General features: G+C 70.4%; 20 protein-coding genes. 12 read left to right on the forward strand and 8 right to left on the reverse strand.

Annotation, left to right across the window (positions count from 1 at the left end; translation table 11 throughout):
* The first annotated feature begins 139 nt into the window (after positions 1–139).
* Together AB0I04_RS24010 and AB0I04_RS24015 are read left to right on the forward strand one after the other, a co-directional pair.
* Positions 140–976: a universal stress protein gene (locus AB0I04_RS24010; RefSeq protein WP_360888262.1), complete on the forward strand. Its 837-nt coding sequence runs from the start codon at positions 140–142 to the stop codon at positions 974–976.
* Positions 977–1013: 37 nt separating this feature from the next.
* Complete coding sequence (locus tag AB0I04_RS24015) at positions 1014–1526, forward strand: flavodoxin domain-containing protein (protein ID WP_360888264.1); 513 nt, start codon at positions 1014–1016, stop codon at positions 1524–1526.
* A gap of 242 nt (positions 1527–1768) precedes the next feature.
* Here the strand turns inward: AB0I04_RS24015 and AB0I04_RS24020 are convergent, their stop codons facing one another.
* Together AB0I04_RS24020 and AB0I04_RS24025 are read right to left on the reverse strand one after the other, a co-directional pair.
* Positions 1769–2230: a pyridoxamine 5'-phosphate oxidase family protein gene (locus AB0I04_RS24020; RefSeq protein ID WP_360888267.1), complete on the reverse strand. Its 462-nt coding sequence runs from the start codon at positions 2228–2230 to the stop codon at positions 1769–1771.
* A gap of 12 nt (positions 2231–2242) precedes the next feature.
* Positions 2243–2689, reverse strand: coding sequence for a pyridoxamine 5'-phosphate oxidase family protein (locus tag AB0I04_RS24025; RefSeq protein ID WP_360888269.1), 447 nt, complete (start codon positions 2687–2689; stop codon positions 2243–2245).
* Positions 2690–2908: 219 nt separating this feature from the next.
* Here AB0I04_RS24025 and AB0I04_RS24030 point away from each other — a divergent pair, with 219 nt between their 5' ends.
* Positions 2909–5551 carry a cation-transporting P-type ATPase gene (locus AB0I04_RS24030; protein ID WP_360888272.1) on the forward strand — a complete coding sequence of 881 codons (2643 nt, stop codon included), beginning with the start codon at positions 2909–2911 and terminating at the stop codon, positions 5549–5551.
* Between the two features lie 292 nt (positions 5552–5843).
* Here the strand turns inward: AB0I04_RS24030 and AB0I04_RS24035 are convergent, their stop codons facing one another.
* From AB0I04_RS24035 to AB0I04_RS24045, 3 genes are all read right to left on the reverse strand, one after another.
* Positions 5844–6659 carry a GPR1/FUN34/YaaH family transporter gene (locus tag AB0I04_RS24035; protein ID WP_360888275.1) on the reverse strand — a complete coding sequence of 272 codons (816 nt, stop codon included), beginning with the start codon at positions 6657–6659 and terminating at the stop codon, positions 5844–5846.
* Between the two features lie 199 nt (positions 6660–6858).
* Positions 6859–8214 carry an acyltransferase gene (locus AB0I04_RS24040; RefSeq protein ID WP_360888278.1) on the reverse strand — a complete coding sequence of 452 codons (1356 nt, stop codon included), beginning with the start codon at positions 8212–8214 and terminating at the stop codon, positions 6859–6861.
* A 140-nt stretch (positions 8215–8354) separates the two neighbouring features.
* Positions 8355–8546 carry a hypothetical protein gene (locus AB0I04_RS24045; RefSeq protein WP_360888281.1) on the reverse strand — a complete coding sequence of 64 codons (192 nt, stop codon included), beginning with the start codon at positions 8544–8546 and terminating at the stop codon, positions 8355–8357.
* A 254-nt stretch (positions 8547–8800) separates the two neighbouring features.
* Between AB0I04_RS24045 and AB0I04_RS24050 the strand changes: the two genes are divergently transcribed.
* Complete coding sequence (locus AB0I04_RS24050; RefSeq protein WP_360888397.1) at positions 8801–10069, forward strand: APC family permease; 1269 nt, start codon at positions 8801–8803, stop codon at positions 10067–10069.
* 195 nt (positions 10070–10264) lie between these two features.
* On the opposite strand, the gene AB0I04_RS24055 is transcribed toward AB0I04_RS24050, so the two are convergent.
* A complete protein-coding gene (locus AB0I04_RS24055; RefSeq protein ID WP_360888283.1) occupies positions 10265–11830 on the reverse strand; it encodes a UDP-N-acetylmuramoyl-L-alanyl-D-glutamate--2,6-diaminopimelate ligase in 1566 nt (521 codons plus the stop codon).
* Between the two features lie 1049 nt (positions 11831–12879).
* Here AB0I04_RS24055 and AB0I04_RS24060 point away from each other — a divergent pair.
* On the forward strand, positions 12880–13515 hold the full coding sequence (locus AB0I04_RS24060) for a polysaccharide deacetylase family protein (protein WP_360888286.1): 636 nt from the start codon (positions 12880–12882) through the stop codon (positions 13513–13515).
* Between the two features lie 204 nt (positions 13516–13719).
* On the opposite strand, the gene AB0I04_RS24065 is transcribed toward AB0I04_RS24060, so the two are convergent.
* Complete coding sequence (locus AB0I04_RS24065) at positions 13720–14070, reverse strand: FUSC family protein (protein WP_360888400.1); 351 nt, start codon at positions 14068–14070, stop codon at positions 13720–13722.
* Entirely contained in the window at positions 14067–16868 is a 2802-nt protein-coding gene (locus AB0I04_RS24070; protein ID WP_360888289.1) for an AAA family ATPase, read from the reverse strand. Before AB0I04_RS24070 ends, AB0I04_RS24065 begins: the two co-directional genes overlap by 4 nt.
* Positions 16869–17048: 180 nt before the next feature.
* On the opposite strand from AB0I04_RS24070, the gene AB0I04_RS24075 reads away from it, so the two are divergent.
* From AB0I04_RS24075 to AB0I04_RS24105, 7 genes are all read left to right on the forward strand, one after another.
* Positions 17049–17963 (forward strand): MBL fold metallo-hydrolase, encoded by a 915-nt coding sequence (locus AB0I04_RS24075; RefSeq protein ID WP_360888292.1) that lies wholly within the window; start codon positions 17049–17051, stop codon positions 17961–17963.
* 21 nt (positions 17964–17984) lie between these two features.
* A complete protein-coding gene (locus AB0I04_RS24080; protein ID WP_360888294.1) occupies positions 17985–19472 on the forward strand; it encodes a carboxylesterase family protein in 1488 nt (495 codons plus the stop codon).
* Positions 19473–19513: 41 nt separating this feature from the next.
* Positions 19514–19906 (forward strand): Rid family detoxifying hydrolase, encoded by a 393-nt coding sequence (locus AB0I04_RS24085; RefSeq protein WP_360888297.1) that lies wholly within the window; start codon positions 19514–19516, stop codon positions 19904–19906.
* 7 nt (positions 19907–19913) lie between these two features.
* Positions 19914–20708, forward strand: coding sequence for an IclR family transcriptional regulator (locus tag AB0I04_RS24090; protein ID WP_360888300.1), 795 nt, complete (start codon positions 19914–19916; stop codon positions 20706–20708).
* Between the two features lie 100 nt (positions 20709–20808).
* Positions 20809–21810 (forward strand): PDR/VanB family oxidoreductase, encoded by a 1002-nt coding sequence (locus AB0I04_RS24095; protein ID WP_360888302.1) that lies wholly within the window; start codon positions 20809–20811, stop codon positions 21808–21810.
* A 28-nt stretch (positions 21811–21838) separates the two neighbouring features.
* On the forward strand, positions 21839–23062 hold the full coding sequence (locus AB0I04_RS24100) for a cytochrome P450 (RefSeq protein WP_360888305.1): 1224 nt from the start codon (positions 21839–21841) through the stop codon (positions 23060–23062).
* 254 nt (positions 23063–23316) lie between these two features.
* Positions 23317–23913, forward strand: coding sequence for a hypothetical protein (locus tag AB0I04_RS24105; protein WP_360888308.1), 597 nt, complete (start codon positions 23317–23319; stop codon positions 23911–23913).
* Positions 23914–23959 lie beyond the last annotated feature (46 nt).

A 23959-nucleotide genomic window follows, 5' to 3' on the forward strand; every position in this document is an offset into this window, starting at 1 on the left:
CGGCCCGTCGGTGCGTCGGCTCTGGCGCGTCGCCGTGGCGGTCAGGTGGCGCAGGGCTGATGGCGGTCGGTTCGGGCCCTTGGTCCCTGCCCAAACGACGTCGGCACTGATGGGGTGGAAGTGATCAGAGGAGGTCGAGATGGACACAGAGTCGGTGGCGAAGCCGGTGGTGGTCGGCGTGGACGGCTCGGAGTGCAGCCTGACCGCCGTCGATTGGGCAGCGGACGAGGCGAAACTGCGCCATCGCCCGCTTCGGATCGTGCACGTGTTCGCCTGGCCCTTGCTGTACACCCCGCTCGGCGCACCGTTGTTGAGCTCGCGGCTGGATGACCTGATGGAGACCGCCAGGCAGATCGTTCACACGGCGGAACGCCGTGCCCAGGCCCGTGCCCCTGAGGTCGACGTCGAATCGGAGCTGATCGACGGCGCGCCCATCCCCGTTCTGCTCGAAGAAGCGGCCAGGGCGTCTTTGGCGGTGATCGGCTCACGCGGCCTCGGCGCCGTCGGAGCGCTGTTCCTGGGATCGACCGGGGTGGAGCTGGCGGCGCGGGCGGCATGTCCCGTCGTCGCCGTACGAGGGCGAGAGCACAAGGCACAGCGGATCGTCGTGGGAGTGGACGGCTCCGACAACTCGCTGATGGCCCTATGGTCCGGTTTCGAGGAGGCCGCTCTGCGTGCAGCGGGACTCACCGCCATCCATGCCATCCACCATCCTGCGGACGAAACGGACGGCGACATCGCCGACGCGGTGGCCCGCCTGCGCGAACGGTTCCCCGACATCCCCACCGAACTGACCACGGTGACCGCGCACCCGGCCGAGGCGCTCATCAGCGCATCCGCCGACGCCGATCTGCTCGTGGTCGGCTCACGTGGCCGGGGCGGCTTCCGGGGCCTGATGCTGGGTTCGGTGAGTCAGACCGTACTGCACAACGCGGACTGCCCGGTGGCCGTCCAGCGAGCAGGCAAGGCCCACTGAGCGTTCGCCGTCATCATCCGGGAAGGAGATCGCTGTCATGACACAGGTATTGGTGGCCTACGGATCCAGGCACGGCGGAACCGCGGAGATCGCCCACTGGATCGGCGAGGAACTGCGAACGGCCGGTCTCCGGGTGGACGTGTGCGATGCGCGGTCAGTGCGCGAGGTGACCCCGTACCACGCGGTGATCCTCGGCGGTGCCGTTTATGCGGGCCGCTGGCAGCGCGACGCGCGTCGTCTCGCTCGGAAACAACAGCGGGTCCTCTGCGAGATGCCGGTATGGCTGTTCAGCAGTGGCCCGCTCGGCGAGGAAACGGGCGAACCACTCAGGTTGCCCGTCTGGGGGATGCGAAGGCTCGCCGAGCGGCTCGGCGCCCGCGACCACGTCACCTTCGGTGGCCGGCTGCGGAAGGATGTCCGAGGATTCCCGGTCGCGCCGTTGGCAAAGCGTTTTGCCGGAGACTACCGAGACGAGGAGGCGGTGCGAGCATGGGCACGGCGGATCGCCGCGGAACTCCCCGCCCGGAGCCCACGAAAGGTCCAATCGTGACCTCCGCCCAGGCCCAAGGCATCGTGCCGATTCTCGGGGTCGCCGGACGCGCGTGACAGGGCCGTCGGTAATGCCGCACACCGTGCCGATCCTCTCCGCGCCGGTCGACTCCGCGCTGGGCCGCCGACCTGTGGCGTGAACTGCGACACGCGTTGGGTCAGGCGCCGGGCGCATCCTGGCCTGCCTTCTCGACGGCGAAGCGATGCCGATGAGACGGTCGTCGACACCTCCCGTATGGCGAGTCAGCGCGTGTCGCCTTCCGAGCCGATGCGCTCGTGTGTCACGCCACCTGGCTGAAGAGGAAGCCGGCGGCCGGTGATCTGGTCCGGCGGGAGCCGTATGAAACAGGACTTGGGCATGGGCCGCCACGGAGCCGGTGTCGAGTGTTCGAGGCGGTCGACCACCGCACTGTCGGTGACGAGCTGGGCGGTGCCGCTGACCAGGACGCTCCATCCGGTTCGAAGACCCGGTTCCACATCGTCGGCCTCGAATGACAAGTAGCGTCCCTCCCGTACGGCGGACAGCTTGCCGCCCTCCGAGGTACGGAAGATGATCGCGTCTCCGTCCGTGATGAAATTGACCGGCAGTACGACGACGCGGCCATCGTCGTCGGCCCACGCGACACGGCCGATCACCACGCTCCGCAGCAGCCCCAAGCAGGTGTCACGGTCGAGGATCTGAGCTGCGCCGGCGTCGTGCGTCATTGGCGTGGCCGCCTATCCGGAGGCCGATCCATCGACTCGGCGGATACGGCGTCCGGTGATACGGCTGGGGATGATGCGAACGAAGAGTTCGCGTTCGCCGCCGGGCCACGGTTCGACGCCTGCCCGTGTCAGGGACACGCGCTCGGTCTCGGAGTCCACGTGGTGCGCGGAGCCTTGGATGAGGACGCTCCAGCCTTCTCTGGTCGTCATGTCGATCTCATCGATCTCGAAGGCCACCAGGTACTCGGCCTCGGATATCCCGGTCCTCAGGTCCTCGTCCATCGGACTGCCCGGTGCCGTACGGAAGACGATGGCTCCGTCGTGGAGCTTGTAGTTGACCGGAAGCACCACCGGCCCGAACCGGCCGGTGTAGGCGATGCGGCCGACGCCGCCTGCTGAGATCAGCCGCAGGCACTCGGTCTCGCCCAGTTCCTCGATCGTCCTGGCTTGCGCGGTCACGATCGGATCGTCCCCCTCGCCTGGCGGTGCTAATCGCCGGCGATCGCGGTTGGAGTCGAAAGTCCCCTTCTTCGCGGGATAACGCCTCTGAACGGACGGTGCTGTCCCGACCAAGGGTTGATGGTGACCACATTTGAGGGCGTCGCATGCGGGTACGGAAGTCGTCGAATCCGGCGACTGCCGTACCCGGCCTGACTGCCCCGGCTGTGGCTTTGAGGCATGACGTCCGGCGACTCGAGCGTCCGTGGGGGACAGGTGATCGGAAGCAGGACATTCGCGGCCGGCCTGTCCTCGGCCGAGGCGGCCGCACGACTCAGGCGTGATGGGCCGAATCTGCTGCCCCAGACGCGCCCGACCCGGCTGTGGCGCAGGGTCGCCGCCCAGCTGCGCGATCCACTGATCATGGTGTTGTTGGTCGCGGCGGTGCTGACGGCCGCCACCGGTGACTGGACGGACATGGCGGTCATCGTCCTGGTGATCGTGGTCAACACCTCGGTGGGTGTGGGCCAGGAAGTGCGCGCGGACCGGGCGATCACCGCGCTCGCGGAGCTCACCGCGCCGACGGCCCGCGTGGTCCGGGACGGAACGCAGCGGTCGGTTCCCGCGGCCGAGGTCGTGGTGGGGGACCTGCTCGTCCTGGCCGGAGGCGACATCGTTCCGGCCGATGCCCGGCTGGTGGAAGCGGCGGCGCTGCTCGTCGATGAGTCCTCCCTGACGGGCGAGGTCGTGCCCGTGGACAAAGGGCTGGGGGCCGATGAGGTCGTGTCGGCGGGAACGGTCGTGGTCAAGGGCCGTGGCCGGGCACTCGTCACCGCCATCGGAGCGGCGAGCGCCACCGGGCGGATCGCGTCGATCATGGGCAGGGGCGGGGGTCTGACGCCGTTGCAGCGTCGCCTCGTCGATATCGGCCGGATGCTGGCGGGCGTGACGGTCGTACTGTGCCTGGTCGTCCTGGCGCTGGGACTGGCGCGGGGGCAGCCGGTGGAGCTGATGGTGGTGACCGCGATCAGTCTGGTCGTGGCCGCTGTCCCCGAATCACTGCCCGCCGTCGTGACGTTGAGCCTGGCTCTGGGCGCTCGCCGGATGGCCGCCCGTAATGCCCTCATCCGTAGGCTTCCGGCCGTTGAGACGCTCGGGTCGGTCACCGTACTGGGCACCGACAAGACCGGCACCCTGACCGAAGGCCGGATGACCGTCCGCCGCGTCTGGACACCTACCGCGGAAGCCGTCATCACCGGTTCCGGTTACGCGCCCGACGGCGATGTCCTGCGGGACCAACGGCCGCTACGCGCGGCGGGCGGGGACGCGGTCACCGACCTGCTGTCCGCGGCGGTGCTGTGCAACGACGCCAGGCTCTCACCGCCGGACGGCACCGACGGGGAATGGACGGCCCTGGGCGACCCGACCGAGGCCGCTTTGCTGGCCGCCGCCGTCAAACTGGGACTGGATCGCGAAGACCTGCAGGCGCGGCTGCCCCGGTCCGGCGAACGCCCCTTCGACAGCGACCGCAAACGCATGACCACCGTTCACCGCCTTCCCGACGGCGGCTTCCGCGTGATCTGTAAGGGAGCACCCGAGGCGCTCCTGCGCCCGCCCGTCCTGGCGGATGATCCAGCGCTCCTCGCCGAGGCCACCGACCGCGCCGGCGCTTTCGCCCAGGCAGGTTTCCGGGTACTGGCGGTCGCGCAGGCCGATCGCGACCCGGCGCCCCGCGCGGACGAGGAGCTGGAACGCGGATTGCGCCTGGTCGGCCTGATCGCCATCGTGGACCCGCCACGCCCGGCGGCGTTCGCGACCATCGCGGCCTGCCGCCGCGCCGGAATCAGGCCGATCCTCATCACCGGCGACCATCCCGGTACCGCGCGCGCCATCGCCACCGAACTGGGCATTATGGGTGCCGGCGACCGGCTGCTCGACTGCCGGTCCATCGGTGATTCGGGACCGGCCGCGGACGACCTGAGCGAGATCACCGTCTTCGCGCGGGCCACCCCGCACCACAAGCTCCACATCATCCAGACACTGCGCGAACGCGGTCAGGTCGTCGCGATGACCGGCGACGGCGTCAACGACGGCCCCGCGCTGCGCCGCGCCGACATTGGTGTCGCGATGGGGCGGCGCGGTACCGAGGTGGCCCGCCAAGCCGCGGATCTCGTGCTCGCCGACGACCAACTCGGCACCGTGGTCGCCGCCGTCGAGGAGGGCCGGCGCGTGTACGGCAACATGCGCCGGTTCCTGATCTACGCGCTGTCCGGCGGAGCGGCCGAGATCGCCGTGATGCTGCTGGGTCCTTTCCTGGGGCTGGCGCTTCCCCTCCTGCCCGCCCAGATTCTGTGGATCAACCTGCTCACCCACGGCCTGCCGGGAGTCGCGCTGGGCGGCGAGCCCGCGCAGAGCGGCGTCATGACCCGCCCGCCCCGGCCACCGGCCCAGAGCATCCTGGGAGGCGGCCTGTGGCAGCGCGTGATCCGGATCGCCGTCGTCCTGGCAGCCGTCACCCTGGGAGTGGCCGTCTGGGCACACCAGAGCGGCCGGCCCTGGCAGAGCATGGCCTTCTTCGCGCTCGGCGTCACGCAGCTCGGCGTCGCCCTCGGCTCCCGCGCCCGGCTCCGTTCCTGGGCCAATCCCATGCTGCTCGCGGCCGTCGCATCCGCCTTCGTCATGCAACTGGCCGGCCTGTACCTGCCGCCGCTCCGAGAGATGCTCGGCACCCGGCCGCTCACCGGCCCCGACCTGCTGGTCGTCATCGCCCTTTCCACCCTCGGGTTCGTCGCGGTACGCCTCGACCGGAAACTGCATCCCGGCGCGCCTGCGGGTGACGCCGACGGCTCAGGAACAGCGAAGGCCATCTCGCCGACCCGCTGACCGTACGGCTCGGTGGCCGGGAGCGGAGGAATTCCGCTTCGGCCGCGCGAAGGACCGCGAGTACGCATGGCCGCGCCTCGGGGACCTTCGGCCTCTGGCGCCCGGCGGCGCCGACGGGTGCTTCGCCTTCGCCGGATGGCCTTTCTGGCATCGTGCGTTTCTCGGCGACCAACCGGGTCGGTCATGGTTCCAACCTCGGGCACGACGCCATGTCCCGGCAGCGGTCGAGGGCTCCGAGACATGGGCCGAAGGTCCCAGGTCAGGAGGGCGTATCCCGACCGGACCGATGGGATTATTGGCCGATCTTGACTCCTGGCTGGCCGTACCGGTACTCCATCGGCCGACTCATTCTGCGGCCCGGCACGTCGGCCGCGGCGCGGTACTTACCCAGCGGCATGACCGTTCGCCCGAAGCAGGACTCGAGCATCATCGCGCCCGCGGTGTACAGGGCCGCCGCCGCGGCGATCACGAACAGCCAGCCGGCGATGCGCACCGGCCAGAACGCGCCGGCGAAGAAGCCGGCCGCGGTGAACCCCGAGCCCACGGCCAAGAGGGCGAGCACCACCGTCATGCCCATGTTCTCGGCCGTCGCGGCCATCGCGCACAGCCCGGTGATCACGCACATTGCGATGAACCAGAAGGCGAACGGCGGATTGACGGCCCCGATCCTCGGCGCCAACAGGGCCGGGAAGGCCCCTGCAGCGGTGAGCATGAAGATCAGTCCGAAGGCGAGCCAGAACGCCCCCCACATCCCGTGCACGGCGGTCGCCAGGCCGTCGCGAGCACGGTAGGACCACATACCGGCCAGGAACTGCGCGAGACCGCCCGCGGTCAGCACGAACGGGAAAAGAATCAGCGGGGTGAGCACGGTGCCGTACCAACCCGCCATCCATGCGCCGACCATCATCGTCGCCGTCGCGAGCCCGAACAGCCCGAGGATCGACGGTGCCGCGATCGGCTGCAGGAACACACGGCTTCTTTCCTGCCAGAACTCGCGTTCGGCCTCCATCTCGCCCGTCCCCGGGCCGGGCGTCCTGCCGACTTCCTGCGCCCTGGGTTCCGGTCCGGACGGTCTTTCGTACGCGCCATGGCCCCTTGATTCCGTCATGACATCCTTCCCCCTGTTCGCGGATGCACGATCTCCATATACCGCAATCGTGCCCGCCAAAACGGCGCTAGATGTATCAAGAAGTGCCAATGCGTCTCAAAAACCCCAACGGTCCCTTCAGTTGCGCCGTAAATGTCGCGGGATGGAGGTGTCAGGCGTTGAAAGTGCGCCTAATGCGAACAGTTGAGTCAAAAAACGTTCAGATCGCGGGAGGCGGTGTGGCGGGGCGAGCGCGCATCCCACCGGCCACGATCAGAAGGAGCATTCCCGTGGCGTAGGCGGCGAGCACGATGATCGGGAGCCGCCCGCTCGGGGCGAATCCTTTCACCGCGAGCCAGGACAAGGCGAGGCAGGCCACGGTGACACCGGCCACCAGCAGAGGCCACGCGCCATGGCGAAGGGGGTCGGCATCCGCTCCCCGGCGGGCGGGCATCACATGCCCGGCCGGCCGGAGCGCCGCGGCCAGTGGGATGAACAGGATGGTCAGGGCGGCCACCCACACCAGGCGCTGTTGCAACCAGGCCGCCGATCCGATGGGCACCGATGGGAGCAGACCGGTGGGATACAGGGCGATGGCCACGGGTATCACCGGCGCCATGTGCCACAGGTACAGCGTCATGACCATCCGGTTGGCCCGGGCCACCGCCCGCCGTGGACGCGGCCCGCGCAGTCGGCGTGTCACGACGGATTCGGCGGCGAGCAGCAGTCCCACCTGGCAGGTGGCGTAGGCGAGGAGGGCGATCGAGGGCGGGGACGTGTTCTTGATCCGTTCGCCGGGTACCCCGACCATGCTCACCGGGAAGGGCCCCAGCCATACCAGGCCGACCAGGACGGTGATTCCAGCGACCGCCAGTGCCGGCGGACGCCGTCTGTCGCGGGTGAGCGTGCCATCCTGCCAGGCGAAGCCCAACTGGTGTATCGATCCCCACACCAGCAGGTAGTTCAGCCCTCCCAGCAGAGGCGGATGCCATCGCAGGAACGCGGTGTTCACCCCGGCCACGCCGAGGGCGAGGGCGGCCGGAACGACGAGTCCCCATCGCCGGTGGGCGGCATGAAGCGCCGGGGTCATCGACAGCAGGCCGAGGTATACCGGCAGAAACCACAGGTGGATGGCCACGGCCCATCCTGCGGACGCGAGCACGTCGCGGTCGACTCCGGCGGCGCGGCAGCCGGCCACGGCGGCGGTGGCAACGACGACGTACATCGTGGTGGGGACCAGGAGCCGCACGGCCCGGCCGTACAGCCAACGCGCCCAGTCCTCGCCACGTCTGCGGTGTGAGGTCCAAGAGGCGGCGTTGGCGAAGCCGCCCACCAGGAAGAACACCGGCATCACCTGGAAGACCAAGCTGAGCCATCGGGTCCACGGCAATCGTCCCAGCACATTCGACCCGCCCAGGTGACCCGCGCTGTAGGTGATCGAGGTCGCCAGCCAGTGGCCGAGCACCACCGCGCCGATCGCCGCGACCCGCAGCAGGTCCACGTAGCGGTTGCGGGACGCTTCCCCACAGCCGGTGTCCGGATGCTGCGGTGGCAGACGTCCTGCGTCACCGCTCATAGCCTGACAGCCCCCGAACGCTCGATCCCAGTCTCCCATCCTGGTCGGGCGGTGGAGGAGGAGGTTTTACCGGCCGTGTCCCGAGCCGTCGGGAAGCCGCACTCCTTCGCGTCGGAAGCGGACTGCGGGCGAGCGGCCGTTCAGAAAGCCGGACGGTCGGTGCACAGGTGCCCGCCGGACCCCAGCAGAACGGTGTTGCACCCATCACACGCCCACACGCCGTCGGGCACGAGGAGGTTCTGGGTCGCCATGTCGTCACGAGCGCAGGCGATGCGGTAGGCGCGGACGGACCGGCGCACCAGTGATCTGCAGAACCCGGCCATGCGTGACACGTGAGACTCCCGCCCGGGGACGACGTCGAACTGGGGGACCGCGTCGAGCATAGCGGACGGAAAACCGGCCACGACCAGGGGATTCGCCTATCGGGATGACCCATGGAGCGCCGCGCGGGGAGATCAGTGAGCCGAAGAGATCTCAGCACCGTTCGATTGCCCGTCCGGGTGCGGCCAGCGCCAGGACATCCGGGTCACGTATCGTCCTTCGATATCGGATGCCGTAAGGCCGACGTTGCAGAGGGGTGCTGATGATGGCGGCGACCGCAGCCGGGGTGCCGGATGAGTTGCGACGTCGGCTGGGGGTCTTCGACGCGGTGGTGATCGGCCTGGGGTCGATGATCGGCGCGGGAATCTTCGCCGCGCTCGCGCCGGCGGCGCGGGCGGCCGGGTCCGGGCTGCTCGTCGGTCTGGGCGTGGCCGCGGTGGTCGCCTACTGCAACGCCACATCCTCGGCCCGGCTTGCGGCCCGCTACCCGGCCTCCGGCGGCACCTACGTCTACGGCCGCGAACGCCTGGGAGAGTTCTGGGGCTACCTGGCGGGCTGGGGGTTCGTGGTCGGCAAGACCGCCTCGTGTGCGGCGATGGGGCTCACCGTCGGGTTCTACGTCTGGCCCGGGCATGCGCACGCGGTGGCGGTCGCGGCCGTCGTCGCGTTGACGGGCGTGAACTACGCCGGGGTGCACAAGTCGGCCTGGCTCACCCGCCTCATCGTCGCCGTGGTGCTGGCGGTGCTGGCCGCGGTGGTGGTCGCCGCCCTGACGTCCGGAGTGTCGGATACGGCCCGGCTGAACGTCGGCGCCGACGCCTCCTTCGGTGGCGTGCTGCAGGCGGCGGGCCTGTTGTTCTTCGCCTTCGCCGGATACGCGCGGATCGCCACGCTGGGTGAGGAGGTCCGCGATCCGAAGCGGACGATTCCCCGCGCGATCCCGCTGGCGTTGGCCATCACTCTGGTGGTCTACGCGGCGGTCGCGGTGGCGGCGCTGAGCGTGCTGGGTAGCGGAGGGCTGGGCCGGGCGACCGCCCCGCTGGCCGAGGTCGTCCGAGCGGCCGGGCTGCCGGGCCTGGCACCAGTGGTACGGGCCGGGGCGGCGGTCGCCGCGATCGGGTCGCTGCTCGCGCTGATCCTGGGCGTCTCGCGCACGACGCTGGCGATGGCCCGCGATCGGCACCTGCCACACGCCCTGGCCGCCGTCCACCCCCGCTTCGGCGTCCCGCACCGGGCCGAGTTGGCGGTCGGGGTGGTGGTGGCCGTGGTGGCCGGCATCGCGGACGTGCGCGGGGCGATCGGGTTCTCCTCATTCGGCGTGCTGGTCTACTACGCCATCGCCAACGCCTCCGCGGCGACCCTCACCCCGGCCGAGGGCCGCCCGCCTCGCCTCGTCCCCGCCGTCGGCCTGGCCGGTTGCCTGATCTTGGCCTTTGCGCTGCCGCTCACCTCGGTGATCACAGGGGCCGCCGTATTGGCCGTCGGTGCCGCCGCCTATGCCCTGCGCCGGACGGCCGTGACTCGCTCGCCGTGACGAGGCGAGGACGCCACCACTCTCGCCCGCGACCCGCGCGCCGGCCTCGACCAGGTCACGCGCCCCGGCACTGAGGCCAGGTCATCACGGCTCGTTGCCGAGGATCTCACGCGCCAGCTCCGCCAGTGCGGCCCGGTCCTCGGCCAGTGCCGCACGCCCCGCCTGGCAGAAGGCGTTCTGGGACATCGAGTCCGTTCAGCGACGTCTGACGGTGGCGTAGCTCCACTGACCGCTCACCCTCGGGCTGGTCGCGTTCGTCGCCCGCGCGGTGGCCCGGCCCAGTTCGTCTAGGGCGGCCTCCGCCTCGGCCTGTTCGTCCCAGGGCGTGGGGCCGTCGGCGAGCAGCATGGTGCGTTCGGGACCCTTGCCGGCCAGGACGACCACATCACCGGGCCGGGCCATCTCAATCGCCCGCCGGATCGCGGCTCGCCGGTCCAGGATGACCTCGTAGTCGATGCCGCGTCGCCGTGCCCCGACGCCCGATTCGATCTGCCGGGCGAGGTCCACCGGGTCCTTGCCGGCGGGGTCGTCGGTCGTGAGGATGAAGAAGTCCGCGTAGTCCGCCGCCGCGCCTCCCATCCCCACCGGGTCATGGTCGGAGTGGCCGGTGGCGCCGAAGACGGCGATCAGCCGGCCGGAGGTGGTGGTGCGGAGTTCGCTCAGCACACTGCGCAGGCGCAGTGAGGAGTGCGCGAAGTCGAGATAGACGGTGAACGGCTGTCCGCGGTCGATGGGCTGGAGACGCCCGCGTACGCCGCCGAAAGCGGACAGGGCATCGGCAACGGCGTCGATCGGCGCCCCGAAGGCCAGGCCGGACGCTGCCGCGCAGAGCGCGTTGCGGACGTTGAAGAGAGCCGGCAGGCGCAGGTCGACCGGAGCTGATCCGTTGGCGCTGCGCAGGACGAACCGGGTGTGGTTCCGGCCGGGGGATACGTCGGTGGCCCGTACGTCGGCGGGATGGTCGATGGCGTACGTGAGGCACCTTTCGGTCCTGCAGTGCGCACTGAGGCGTTCGAACGAGGGATCGTCGCGGTTGAGGATCGTGGTCTTCGGGACGCCTTTGCCGGGCGACCCCGCGGTCAGATCCATGAGTCGTGCCTTGGCGTTGAAGTAGTTCTGTGAGGTCCGGTGGTAGTCCAGGTGGTCCTGGCCGACGTTGGTGTACGCGGCGACGTCGAACTCGCACGCGGCGACCCGGCCTTGTTCCAAGGCGTGCGAACTGCTCTCGATGACCGCCGCGCGCATGCGCCGCTCGACCATCTGTACCAGCCACTCCTGGTTGTCGGGGGCGGCCATGGTGGTCTGACCGGACCTGTTCTCGTCGGCGTGGATTCCTGCTCCATGGGCGACGGTGCTGAGGTATCCGGCGGGGATACCAGCGGCGGTGAGGACGTGGGCGGTCATGTGCGTGGTCGTCGTCTTGCCCGCGGTGCCGGTGACGCCGACCATCAGCAGCCGACGGGCGGGCCTTCCACACAGTGCGGCGGACAACTCGGCCAGACCGGTGCGCGTGTCCGGGAGGATCAGGGCGGGTGTCCCCGTGGGGATCGGTACGGACCGCTCGACGGCGACCGCGATGCCCTCCGCCGTGAGGCGAGGCACGTGGTCGTGGCCGTCCGACCGCAGGCCGCGTACGGCGACGAACAGATCACCCGCCCGCGCCTGCCGCGAGTCGTGGATGACGCGCAGCACGTCGTAGTCACCGCTCGAGGGGTGCAGTTCGGCGGCGGGCACGTCGGCGGCGAGGTCACGTAGGCGCATGGGGGTCCACTTCTGTGTCAGGGGCACTGGAACGGGTGGTCGAGTCGTGCGATCACGAGCCGTGGTTCCGGCACGGCCCCGGTATGAAAAGAGCGAGACGGCGTCCTCTGCGGCCTTGCGTGAGAGCTCCCATAGGCCACCGCTCGGCTCCGGATGGGCCTGCGGCGGCGGTCGACATGCCCAAGGTCGCCGTCGCGCGACCAGCCGGGGGCGGGAGGCCGGTGACCGGGTCGGTCACCGGCCTCGGACCGGCCGCGACGTGCAGGGCATCGACCGCGTTCGCGTATCTGAGATCCGCCGTGCGAGCGAGAGAGCGCCGAATACGGCGGCGAAGGCAGGGACGCCGGATCGGCCGGTGGTGGGGAAACCGCCGGACGGGAGCCTCGCTGCCGTTCAAATCTCTGGTGTCTCTGCCGAACGTTCCCCCAGATGCGTTGCCGACCGCCATCAATAGGGACGCGGTCGATTCACTAAGCGGGTGTTTTTTCTGCTGGGATTCGTGACGGCGCCGAATGTAGCTTCTTTAAGGCTAATGCTCAGGAAACATTCAGTTAGCTGGTAATAACCTCGTGATGTGGCAGGTCGAAGCCATGACGGTATGACTATCGCATCGTCACGGATCGTAATTGGCGCTGGAACGAGCCTTGAGTCCCGCCGATGGCGCGGACGCTGATGGGCGGGGGATTATCCGCTGCCCGCTACGACGTCCGTCGACTTTTCTCCGCGTTAACCGGGTGGTCGGTAAGTTCCGGCGGCGGTGTGCGGGGGCTTTCTAGGAATCGTAAGACCCCCGTGTCTTCAGGTGCAGGCGTCGAAGGAGACTGATGGGGCCGGGTGGCGGTCGGTTCGTGGTTTCTCCCGTCTTGTGGGCGTTGGCCGTAACCGTCGTCGCGGTGAGCGGCTGCTCCGGCGGGGGCGGACGGCCGCCGGCCGGGGCGACCCTGGGGCGGGTTCCCGCGCGTGGGGCGGCCGCCGCGGGCGCATGGGCCCGGTGGGGCCTGAGGTCGATGCGTCCGGCGCCGGCTCCGCCGAGCAGAAAGCCGATCAGGTTGACCGCGACGGGGCCCGTCCCGGTGATCTACCGGATCCCGACCAGGCGCAAGGTCGTTTTCGTCACCATCGACGATGGCAAGGTGAAGGATCCGAGGTTCATGCGCTTGATGGCCGACCTGAAGGTCCCGATCACCATGTTCCTGATGGACGACGCGATCAAGGACGATTACGCGTACTTCAAGCCGCTACAGGCGATGGGCGACCACATCCAGAATCACACGCTCCACCATCCGCTGATGAGCACGTTGCCGCTTCCCCGGCAGCGACAGGAAGTCTGTGGTGACCAGCAGGTGCTGACCAGGCGGTACGGCGTCGCACCGGTGCTGTTCCGGCCTCCGTACGGCGGCTGGAACGCCGCGACCAAGGTCGCCGTCGCCGACTGCGGTCCACGGGCGATCGTGTTGTGGCGTGAGTCGATGGAGATCCACGACATGCAGTACCTGAGCCCGGACAAGAGACTGAGCCCCGGGGACATCATCCTCGCGCACTTCCGCGGCCCGGCCGAGCTGAAGGGCGAGACGATGACCGCTATGTTCGTCGCCCTGCTGAAGCACATCGAGCGCCAGGGCTTCGCGGTCGCCCGTCTCGAGGACTACATCCAGCCGCTGCGGCACGGCGCAGCGGCACGCTGATCACCGTGGCTTCCACGCGTTCGAGAAGACGGCGGACCCGGGCGCGGTCGGCGCGGCGGGGATTGAGCGGATGCACCAGGGGGCGGCAGGCCTTGCGGAAGGCCTCCAGCGCCTGATCAAGATCACGTGCATCGGGCGCGGGCTTCAGCGCACCGGCCCGCGGCGCGCATCGCTCGAAATGGTCGAGAATGAAAAGCAGCTCCCTCAGACGCATTTCGGCGACCGTATAGACGCTCGTGGGGACGACCAGCGCGGCCGCCAGAATCCCGCACCGCGCAGGGCGAGCAGCTCAGGGGAGAGGGTGCGCAGGACCGCGAGCACCATGCTGAGCGAGCCGGTGATGAAGAAGGTCACCGCCCAGTAGCTGCCGGAGGGTGTGTAGAACATCCCGAAGACGCAGGCGAGGAGAAAGATCACTGCCAGGGTCGTGTGCCCTGAGGCCAGGACGGCGGGGCCGTATCCGAACGGCACCCCGGCGACGGTGCCGATCAGCCGCCGGCCGCTCTGCAGCAGGATGTCCCCGGTGTGCTCGGCGTTGATGAAGCGTGCCCTTATTCCTGGTGGCCGGCGGTCGTGAGGGCGCCCTCGATGAGGTCGCGCAGCTGGGAGCGGGCGGTGATGCCCAGCTTGGGGAAGCTGCGGTAGAGGTGCGAGCCGACCGTGCGCGGGGAGAGGAAGAGCTTCTCGCCGATCTCGCGGTTGGTCAGCCCGCGGGCGGCGAGCCTGATGATCTGCTGCTGTTGCGGGGAGAGTTCGGCGAGCGCGTCGGGCGTGGAGTCCGTGACGTCGAGGCCGGCGGCGCGGGATTCGGCCCGGGCTCGCTCGATCCACGGGCGTGCGCCCAGGCGGCGGAAGGTCTCCAGGGCCTCGGCGAGCGGCACCCGCGCCTCCGCGATGCGCCGGCGGCGCCGCAGCCACTCGGCGAGGTCGAGCAGGCTCTGGGCGCGTTCGAAGGGCCAGTGCTCCAGCGCCGGGTCCGCCAGGGCCGCCCGGAAGTGCGGCTCGGCGTCCTCGGGGTCCGCCAGCAGGCCACGGGCTCGGCTGATCAGCGCACGCAGGCGGGGGGAGGCGTTCTCCGCGAGCGCTCGTGCGGAACGCTCGACGACCGGGGCGGCCTCCTCGCGGCGGCCGCAGCGCACAGCGGCGGCGGCCAGATCCGCGAGGGCCGGATAGGAGGCGTGATAGTGCACGGGCGCGCCGTCTGCCGTGAAGGCCATGCGGAGCTGGTCGTACGCGGTCTCGTACGCCCCTTCCGCGGCTGCCGCGGCACCGAGCGCACGACGGGCATAGACGGAGACCGATCGGCTTTCCAGCGGATCGATCAGGGCGAGCGCGTCGTCGGCCCGGGCGCGGGCCATCGCCGCGTCACCCTGGTAGGCCAGCAGGGTGGCATCCACGGTGGCCGCACAGGCCACGGCGTGGTCGAGGCCGGCCGCCCGGCCGATCGCGATGGTGCGGGCGCAGGCCTCACGGGCCTGGTCCCATCTTCCGCGTTCCACATAGGCCCAGGCGACCGCGCCGCCCAGCCCCTCGGGCAGCGTTCCCTGCAGCTTCCAGCGGTCGAATGCCTCGTCGAACGCGCGGACGGCCTGCGGGGTCTCGTCGAGGAGCCACGCCATGATCCCGACGGTGGTGAGCTGCTCCGGCCGGGCTTCCGCGTCGGCGGCCAACCGCGGGAGCAGGCGGACGAGCCCGGCCCGGTCGTCGAAGGGGTCCGACACGGCCCGCACCCAGGTGCGCAAGCCCGCGTGTGAGGCGTCCCCGGGAAGGCGTCGCAGGATGTCCTGGACGCGGTGCCGCTGGCCGTCCTCTCCGGCATAGAAGCGGACCACGGCCGCGCCGGCCAGGAGGTCCAGCGCGGCGGCGGGCCTGGAGACCGCCAACTCCTCGGCGGCGTCGCTCAGTCGGGAGAAGACCGTGGCGTGGCGTCCGGTCAGGATCGCCAGCCGTCCGGCCTGCACGGCGGCGGAGGCCAGCAGCGACCGATCATCCGTACGCGCGCGTGCCGCGGCGGCCAGTTCCTCGACCCAGGCGAGGTCCCCGGTGAACGCGGCCGCTGAAGCGGCTTCGACCAGCAGCCGGGCGCTGTCCTCACGCTGCGGTGAGAGCTCCGCGGCGCGCTGGAGGGCCTTGGCCGCCGCCGCATTGCCGCCGTGTCGGCGGGCCCGGTCGGCGGTCCGCTCCAGCTCCGCCGATACGGCCGCGTCCGGGCGCGGGCAGGCGGCGGCCAGATGCCAGGCACGCCGATCCGGTTCGTCCCGCAGCATCTCGGCGAGCGTGAGGTGAGCCTCGCGCTGGGCGCCCAAGGAAGCCGCGTGATACACGGCGGACCGGACCAGCGGGTGACGGAAGCGGACGTCACGGCCGGTCCGCCGGACCAGTGCGGCCTGCTCGGCGGGCAGCCAGGCCTCGTCCTCGGCGTTCGGAAGCCCGGCCGAGACGGCGATCGCGGAGTCGACGCTGTCCATGGCGGCCAGGAGAAGCAGGGCCCGCGCCGTGGAGGCGGGGAGGCCGTTCAGGCGGGCGGCGAAGATCCGCTCCAGGTGATCGGTGAGCGGGAGCGGACCTGCGGACGGCAGCTCCGTAGCCGTGTCGTGCGCGGTGGCCGCCCTCGTCAGTTCCACCAGTGCCAGTGGGTTGCCGCCCGCTTGGTCGAGGATCCGCGTCCTGATGTGCCCGGTGGGGCTCTTCGGCTGCAGATCCAGCAGCCGATTGGCCCCAGCGTTGTCGAGCGGTCCCAGAGTGAGCGTCGGCACGTGACGGTCGAATCCCGGGAGATGATCGTCGCCACGGGTCGCGATCAGCGTCGTGACCGGTTCGCCTTCCAACCGCCTGGCGGCGAAGGACAGCGCGTCCAGGGAAGCCCGGTCGAACCACTGCGCGTCGTCCAGCACCACGAGCACGGGACGCCGGTCGTCCACGGCTGACAGCAGGCTCAGGACGGCGACCCCGATCAGCATGAGGTCGGGTGCGCTCGAATGCCGGGGCGTGGCCGGTCCCTTGCCGAAGGCGTCCTGAATCGCAGCGCGCTGCCTGTCCGGCAGTCCGTCCACCTCGGTCAGTACCGGCCGCAGCAACTGGTGCAGGGCGGAGAACGCCAGGCCCGACTCCGACTCGGCGCCCTCGGCACGCAGGACGCGAGCGCCGCTCGCTTCGGCCCGACGCACCGCGCGGTCCAGCAGCGCGCTCTTTCCCGCGCCCACGTCACCGAGAATCATCAGAACCGGGTCGGCTGACGCCGAGTCCACCACACGAAAGAGGCGTGCCAGTTCCGCGTCCCGGCCGATGATCGGCTTTTCCGTATCCGACTCCGGTCCCCCGGCCGCACCGGGGTCGCCTGCGTGCTCGTCCACGGGGTCTCCAGGAATTTTCGGCTCTTCGATGGGAACCGCCTTGCCTTGCCGCACCCAGGCTACAAGCGGCCTGGCCTGGTGCCCGGGGCAGGTGGGCAGGTGCAGTCACGTGACGGATACCGTGTGTACAGGGCCGCTCGTATGGTTGCTGGAAAGCCTCCGAATTCTTGAGGAAGCGACATGGATCAGATCAACCTCGGCAACGTCACGATCACCCGGGTCTGGGAATATTACGGCTCCGTCGAGATGACGCCCGACACCTTCTTTCCGGAAAGTCCGAAGGAAATCTGGGAAAGCGGTACTCCCTGGCTGACCCCGCATTTCCTGGATTCCGCGACCAATATCGTGAATTCCGCGATCCAGACCTGGCTGCTGCGCAGCGAGGGCAAGGCCATCCTCGTCGACACCGGCGTGGGCAACCACAAGGAGCGCCCGTACGCGCCGGTCTGGAGCCGCCTGGAAACAGACTTCCTGGCAAATCTCGCTCGGGCGGGCGTCGAGCCCGAGGACGTGGACATCGTGATCAACACGCATCTCCACATCGATCACGTCGGCTGGAACACCTACCTGGACGGGCGGCGCTGGGTTCCCACCTTCCCCAACGCCACCTATCTGATGCCGAAGGACGACTTCGACTTCTGGAACCCCGAGAACGGCCACAAGCCGCTGCTCGGCCGCGGCAACCAGAACGTCTTCGAGGACAGCGTGGCGCCGGTGCACGAGGCCGGCCACACGCTGCTGTGGGAGAACAGCCACCAGATCGACGCCGACCTGCGTCTGGACGCGGCTCCCGGACACACCCCCGGCTCCTCCGTGCTGACCCTCGCCTCCGGATCGGACCGCGCGGTGTTCGTCGGCGACATACTGCACAACCCGGTGCAGATCCTCGAACCGGACACCAACAGTTGCTTCTGCGAGGACCCCGCGGGCGCCCGCGCCACCCGCCGCAAGGTGCTGGGCTGGGCGGCCGACAACAACGCACTCGTGATCCCCGCGCACCTGGGCGGCCACGGCGCCGCGGAAGTGGCACGCGAGGGAGACAAGTTCGCCATCAAGGGCTGGGCCCCCTTCGCCCCGTACACCGAGCTGGGCTGAGGCCCGCGGTAAGGAATCACTGTGAACCACCACCCCGACCCCATCGTGACCACGGCGCAGGGGGCCGTCCGCGGCCTGAGCCAGGGCGACACCGTCGCCTTCCTGAACATTCCGTACGCCGCCCCGCTCCGCGGCGCCGGCCGGTTCGCGCCGCCCCAGCCGCACGAGCCGTGGGACGGCGTACGGGACGCCACCAAGCCGGGGCCGAACGCGCCGCAGTCCGAGCGCAAGCTCGGCAGCGTGGACATGTCCCCCTACTTCGGCACCGGTTGGAGCCGCGGCGAGGATTACCTCACCGTCAGCGTCTGGACGCCCGCCGCCGACGGCGACCTGCCCGTCATGGTGTTCGTCCACGGCGGCGGATTCGTCGCCGGATCGACGCGGTCCGCACTGTACGACGGCTCCGCCTTCGCCCGCGACGACGTCGTCCTCGTCACCCTCAACTACCGGCTCGGCATCGCCGGGTTCCTCGACCTCCCCGGCGCGCCCGCCAACCGCGGTCTGCTCGACGTCGTCGCCGCGCTGCGCTGGGTCCAGGAGAACATCGCCGCCTTCGGCGGTGATCCGCAGAACGTCACCCTCTTCGGCCAGTCGGCCGGGGCGACCATCGTCGGTGGCGTCCTCGCCACCCCCGATGCCACGGGCCTCTTCCGCAGGGCGATCGTCCAAAGCGGTAGCGGCCTGGGCGCGTTCACCACCGAGCAGGCCGCCCGCGTCACCAGGGCGGCAGCCGAGGCCCTGGGCATTGAGCCCCATGCCGACGCCTTCGCGGACGTCTCCGACGACCGCCTGGTCGAGGCCGCCTCCCAGCTCGCGGGCATCGACCTGCAGTCCGAGACGCACCGCGACCCACTGATCGGACTCAGCCCCTTCAGCCTGGTCTTCGACACGCAGCCCGCCGAATCCGTCGCCGCCGGCCTCAGCGCCGACATCGACCTGCTCATCGGGACCAATACCGAGGAGGGGAACCTCTACCTGGTCCCCGTGGACAAGTACTCCACCTCGACCGCCAGGGACGTCGACGACACGGCGGCCCGCGCGCACCCGAATCCCGCGCAACTCGTCGAGACCTACCGGAAGGCACGCCCCGAGGCGTCCTTCGGCGAGCTGCGCTCCGCCATCATGGGCGACGCGCTGTTCGGCGCGGGCAGCCGGGCCCTGGCCGGCGCACATGCCGCTCATCCCCAGTCCGCCACCTACGCCTACGAGTTCGCCTGGCGCTCCCACGCCCTGGACGGAGAGCTCGGCGCCACTCACGCGGTCGAGCTGCCCTTCGTCTTCGATCTCGCGCACCTTCCCCAGCTCCACGGCCCCGCCGCGCTGCTCGGCCCCGACAAGCCCCCCGCGGATCTCGCCGCCCGCATGCACGAGACCTGGGTCCGGTTCGCCAGGACCGGCAACCCCGGCTGGGACCCGTACGACACCGAGCGCAGGGCCACCGTGCGCATCGACGCCGAGTGGACCCAGGTCGACGACCCCCGCAGCCAGGAACGGCAGGCCTGGAGCTGACCCCTCGTACACCTCTGTGCGCATCCCTTTCAAGGAACACCATGACCAGAACCGTCATCACCACCGAGAACGCCCCCGCCCTGGCGGCCCCGCTGTCCCAAGGCATCCGCAAGGGCCCGGTCCTGCAGGTCTCCGGGCAGCTCCCGCTCGATCCGGACACGGGCCAGGTAGTCGGCACCACGGTCGCCGAGCAGACCACACAGGCGCTGCGCAACGTCACCGCCGTACTCAAGGCGGGCGGCGCGGACCTGGAGGACGTCGTGATGCTGCGCGTGTACCTCACCGACCCCGCCCACCTGGCCGAGATGAACGAGGCGTACGCCGCGGCCGCCGGCGAGCCCTTCCCCGCACGCACCACCGTCTACATGCGGCTTCCGCCGGGACTGCTCGTGGAGGTCGACGCCCTGGCAGTGCTGGACGAGCGCATCCGATGATGGTGAGGTGAGGACACAGAACGGCGAGTCGGTTCTGACCAGGGTCGTACGGATCTTCGAGGCGTTCACTCCGGAGGAGCCGGCCCTGACAGTCTCGGAGATCTCCCGGCGTACGGGGCTGCATGTGGCGACCGCGTCGCGGCTGGTGGCGGAGTTGGTCTCGCACGAGTTCCTCACCCGGGACGCGGATCGCCGTGTGCGCATTGGCATGCGCATGTGGGAGCTGGTGACGCGGGCGTCGCCCGCTCTGTCGCTGCGGGACGCGGCGATGCCGTTCATGGAGGGCGTCCACGACATCGTCGGCCACCACGTGCAGCTCGGGGTTCTGGACGGTGACGAGGTGCTGTTCTTGGAGCGGCTGTCGGCACCGGGGGCAGTGATCAACTACACGCGTATCGCCGGCCGCCTGCCTCTGCATGTCTCCTCCAGCGGCCTGGTGCTCCTGGCGCATGGCCCCGCCGACCTGCGCCGGCGGGTGCTCGCCGGGTCGCTGGACCGCTACACCCCGGACACTCCGGCCACCGCCGCACGGCTGCGGGCCGTGCTGGCCGAGGTCCGTCGTCAGGGGTACGCGTACTGCCCGGGGTACGTGCATCCGGACGCGCTGGCCATCGCGGCGCCGGTACGCGGCAGCAGCGGCGAGGTGGTGGCCGCGCTGGCGGTGATCGTGCCGAACGAGGCCGGCGCCACGGCTGTCGTGCCGGTGGTGCGGACCGCCGCACGCGGTGTCTCACGCGCACTCGGGGCCCCTGATACCCGGGGGCGACGTCGTGGCTCGGGTGGGAGTGCGCTGTCGGTGTGAAGCGCGCCGGAAGTTCGTTTCTCACTGTTTGAGAATGCCGTCGCGGCGGTCCGTCCCGGCCACGCATCCTGCCTCCAAGCCAACGACGGGAGGCGACAACGTGGTGGTTGCGGATGTCCTGTCCGGCGGCGGCACGGGACGGCCGACGCCGGGCAGAGCGGCGAACGCGGTGACTCTCACGGTCTCCGCCAAGGAACGGGTGGCCGAGGGCGTCGTGTCCCTCGCACTCCGGCACCCGGACGGCGCCCGGCTGCCGGACTGGACGCCGGGATCCCACATCGACCTGGTGCTCCCTGACGGGACGACCCGGCAGTACTCCCTGTGCGGCGACCGATGGGACGCGCGGACCTACCGGATCGCCGTCCTGAGAGAGCCCGCGGGCCGGGGCGGGTCCGCCCACGTGCACGACCGGCTCCGGCCGGGTGACCGGGTCGGCGTCGGCGGCCCGCGGAACCACTTCCCGCTGGTGCCGTCGGAGAAGTACCTGTTCATCGCGGGCGGCATCGGCATCACGCCGCTGCTGCCGATGGTGCGGCAGGCGGACCTGCTGGGTGCGGGCTGGCGGTTGCTGTACGGCGGCCGGACCCGCGCGTCGATGGCCTTCCGCGAGGAGTCGGCGGCGGCCTACGGCGAACGGGTGCGCGTCGTCCCGCAGGACGAGTTCGGGCTGCTGGATCTGAACGCCTGGCTGAGCACGCCGCGCCCGGACACCAAGGTCTACTGCTGCGGCCCCGCCCCACTGCTCGCCGCGGTGGAGGCGGCCTGCGCGTCCTGGCCGCCGTACACGCTGCGCACCGAACGCTTCGCCGCCGCCGAGGCCGCGCCGCTCAGGGACACCCCGTTCGAGGTGGAACTTCGGCGTACGGGACGCGCCGTATCCGTCACCCCGGACGTCTCCGTGCTGGAGGCGGTGCGCCGAGCCGGAGCGGACGTGCTGTCCTCCTGCGAGCAGGGCACCTGCGGCACGTGTCTGACTCCGGTCCTGGACGGTCGCCCCGACCACCGGGACTCCGTCCTCGCCGACCACGAACGGGCCGCGAACGACTGCATGCTCCTGTGCGTGTCGCGGTCCTGCGGCGACCGTCTCGTCCTCGACCTGTGAGACCTCCGCGCTTCCCGAAGGAGCCGCAATGACCGAAGCACTGGAGCGTGCCGTCGTACCGCCCGCCAGCGACGTCGATCCATTCGCCGACGCGGTCCTCCTGAACCCGGAACCACTGCACCGGGCCCTGCGCGAGGCCGGTCCCGTCGTGTACCTGTCCCGCTACGACGTGTACGCCCTGGCCCGCTACGAGCAGGTGCACGCCGCCCTGCAGGACTGGCAGCACTTCGAGTCGGGCTCGGGCGTGGGCCTGGCCGACTTCCGCCGCGAGGAGCCGTGGCGCCCGCCGAGCCTGCTCTTGGAGGCCGATCCGCCCCGGCATGACGCCCCCCGCCGGGTGCTGCGCGAGATCCTCGTTCCGCCCGCTCTGCGCCGCCTGCGCGCTGCGTGGTCCACGGGCGCCGAGGAACTGGTCGACCAGGTGCTCTCGAACGGGCCGGAGTTCGACGCGTTCACGGCGCTGGCCGAGGCGTTCCCGCTACGGGTCTTCCCGGACGCCGTGGGCCTTGGCCCCGACGGGCGGGAGAACCTCCTGCCGTACGGCAACTTCGCCTTCAACGCCTTCGGACCCGTCAATGATTTGGTGCGGGCCGACGCGCACCGCGTGGCCGAACTGTCGGCGTGGGTGAAGGCCCAGTGCGCCCGCGAGGCGCTGAGCGAGGACGGGTTCGGCGCCCGGATCTGGGCCGCCGCCGACCGTGGGGAGCTGACGTACGAGCAGGCGCCCCTGGTGGTGCGCTCCCTGCTCACCGCCGGCGTCGACACCACCGTGCACGGCCTCGCGGCTGCGCTCTACGGCTTCGCCACGCACCCTGACCAGTGGCAACGCCTTCGTGAGCGGCCGGAGTCGGCGCGGGTCGCGTTCGACGAGGCGGTGCGCTGGCAGTCGCCCGTCCAGACGTTCTTCCGCACCGCCACCACCGACGTGACGATCGCGGACACCGTCATCCCGGCGGGCACGAAGATCCTCATGTTCCTCGCGTCGGCCAACCGCGATCCGGCCCGCTGGGCCGAGCCCGACCGGTTCGACCTTGCCCGCGACCCGTCCGGGCACGTCGGTTTCGGCATGGGCATCCACCAGTGCGTCGGCCAGCACGTCGCCCGCTTGGAGGCCGAGGCTCTGCTCACCGCACTGGCCGGCCGAGTCGAACGGATCGAACTCACCGGCACACCGCGCCGCCACCCGAACAACACCCTGCGCTCGTGGGAGTCCCTGCCCGTGCGCGTTCGGCCGGCTGCGCGTCCGGCTTAGCCGTGTCCCGCAGGCTGGGCCGGCAGCCGGCAGCCGGCAGCCGGCAGCCGGCGGCCGGTGGCCGGAGTCCGGTGGCCGGAGTCCGGTAGGGCGCTGTCCGGGTGGCCGAAGCCACGCGGCCGGTGATTGCGCGCGTTAGGTGGGCATGAAAAGAATGATCCGTTGCCTCGGTGGTCCGGGCGCCGACCGTGATCGACCACTGATCGTGGCCCTGCGCCTGGGCGGCCACCCGACGATCGTTGAGGAGCGGTGCGGTGCTACACGCCTTCGTCTACAACGAGATCGCGATCCTCGTCCGGCACTGGTTCGAGGTCAGCCTCAAGGACAGTCACCTCGAGCACGGGGCGCGCATCGAGCTGCGCCTGCGAAGCCCCCAGCCACATCGCGGGACCGAGTCGGCGGCCCAAATGATCGTGGCGGATCAGCCGCTGTGGCGAGCCGATCTCTTCGATCGCATCGACGGCGTGCGCGGAGGGTTCGAGGCGGCGCACTTCCACCCGCGCTTCGATGGTGTCGAGCCATGCGAACGTCATTGGGCCGATGAGATCAAAGCCGCCCCCTGGGACTGGCTACACGACCAGTTGTCCGACGTCGCCGGTGTTGCTACGGCGGCCGGGACACCACTGCGGGACCCCGCCGCGGACAGCGAGCAGGTCCGGGCCGACGCCGCGGCGATCGTCGCTGCCGCGCAGAGCCGAGCCGCGATCGAGTGCGGGGCCAAAGAGCAGTGCTATGCGTGGACCCAGGACGCGGCGCACACGGTACACCTCATGCTGGACCAGCTCGCCAAGCCTGAGCTCCTCGATCGTGATCGCGTCTCCCCGTGGCTGACGCCGCAGAACGCGCGCTGACAGCCGTACCGCTCCGAAACGCGTGAGCTGCGACGGGCACGGTGGC

The organism is Actinoallomurus sp. NPDC050550 (assembly GCF_040655075.1).
In the GTDB taxonomy this organism is placed as follows: Bacteria; Actinomycetota; Actinomycetes; order Streptosporangiales; family Streptosporangiaceae; genus Actinoallomurus.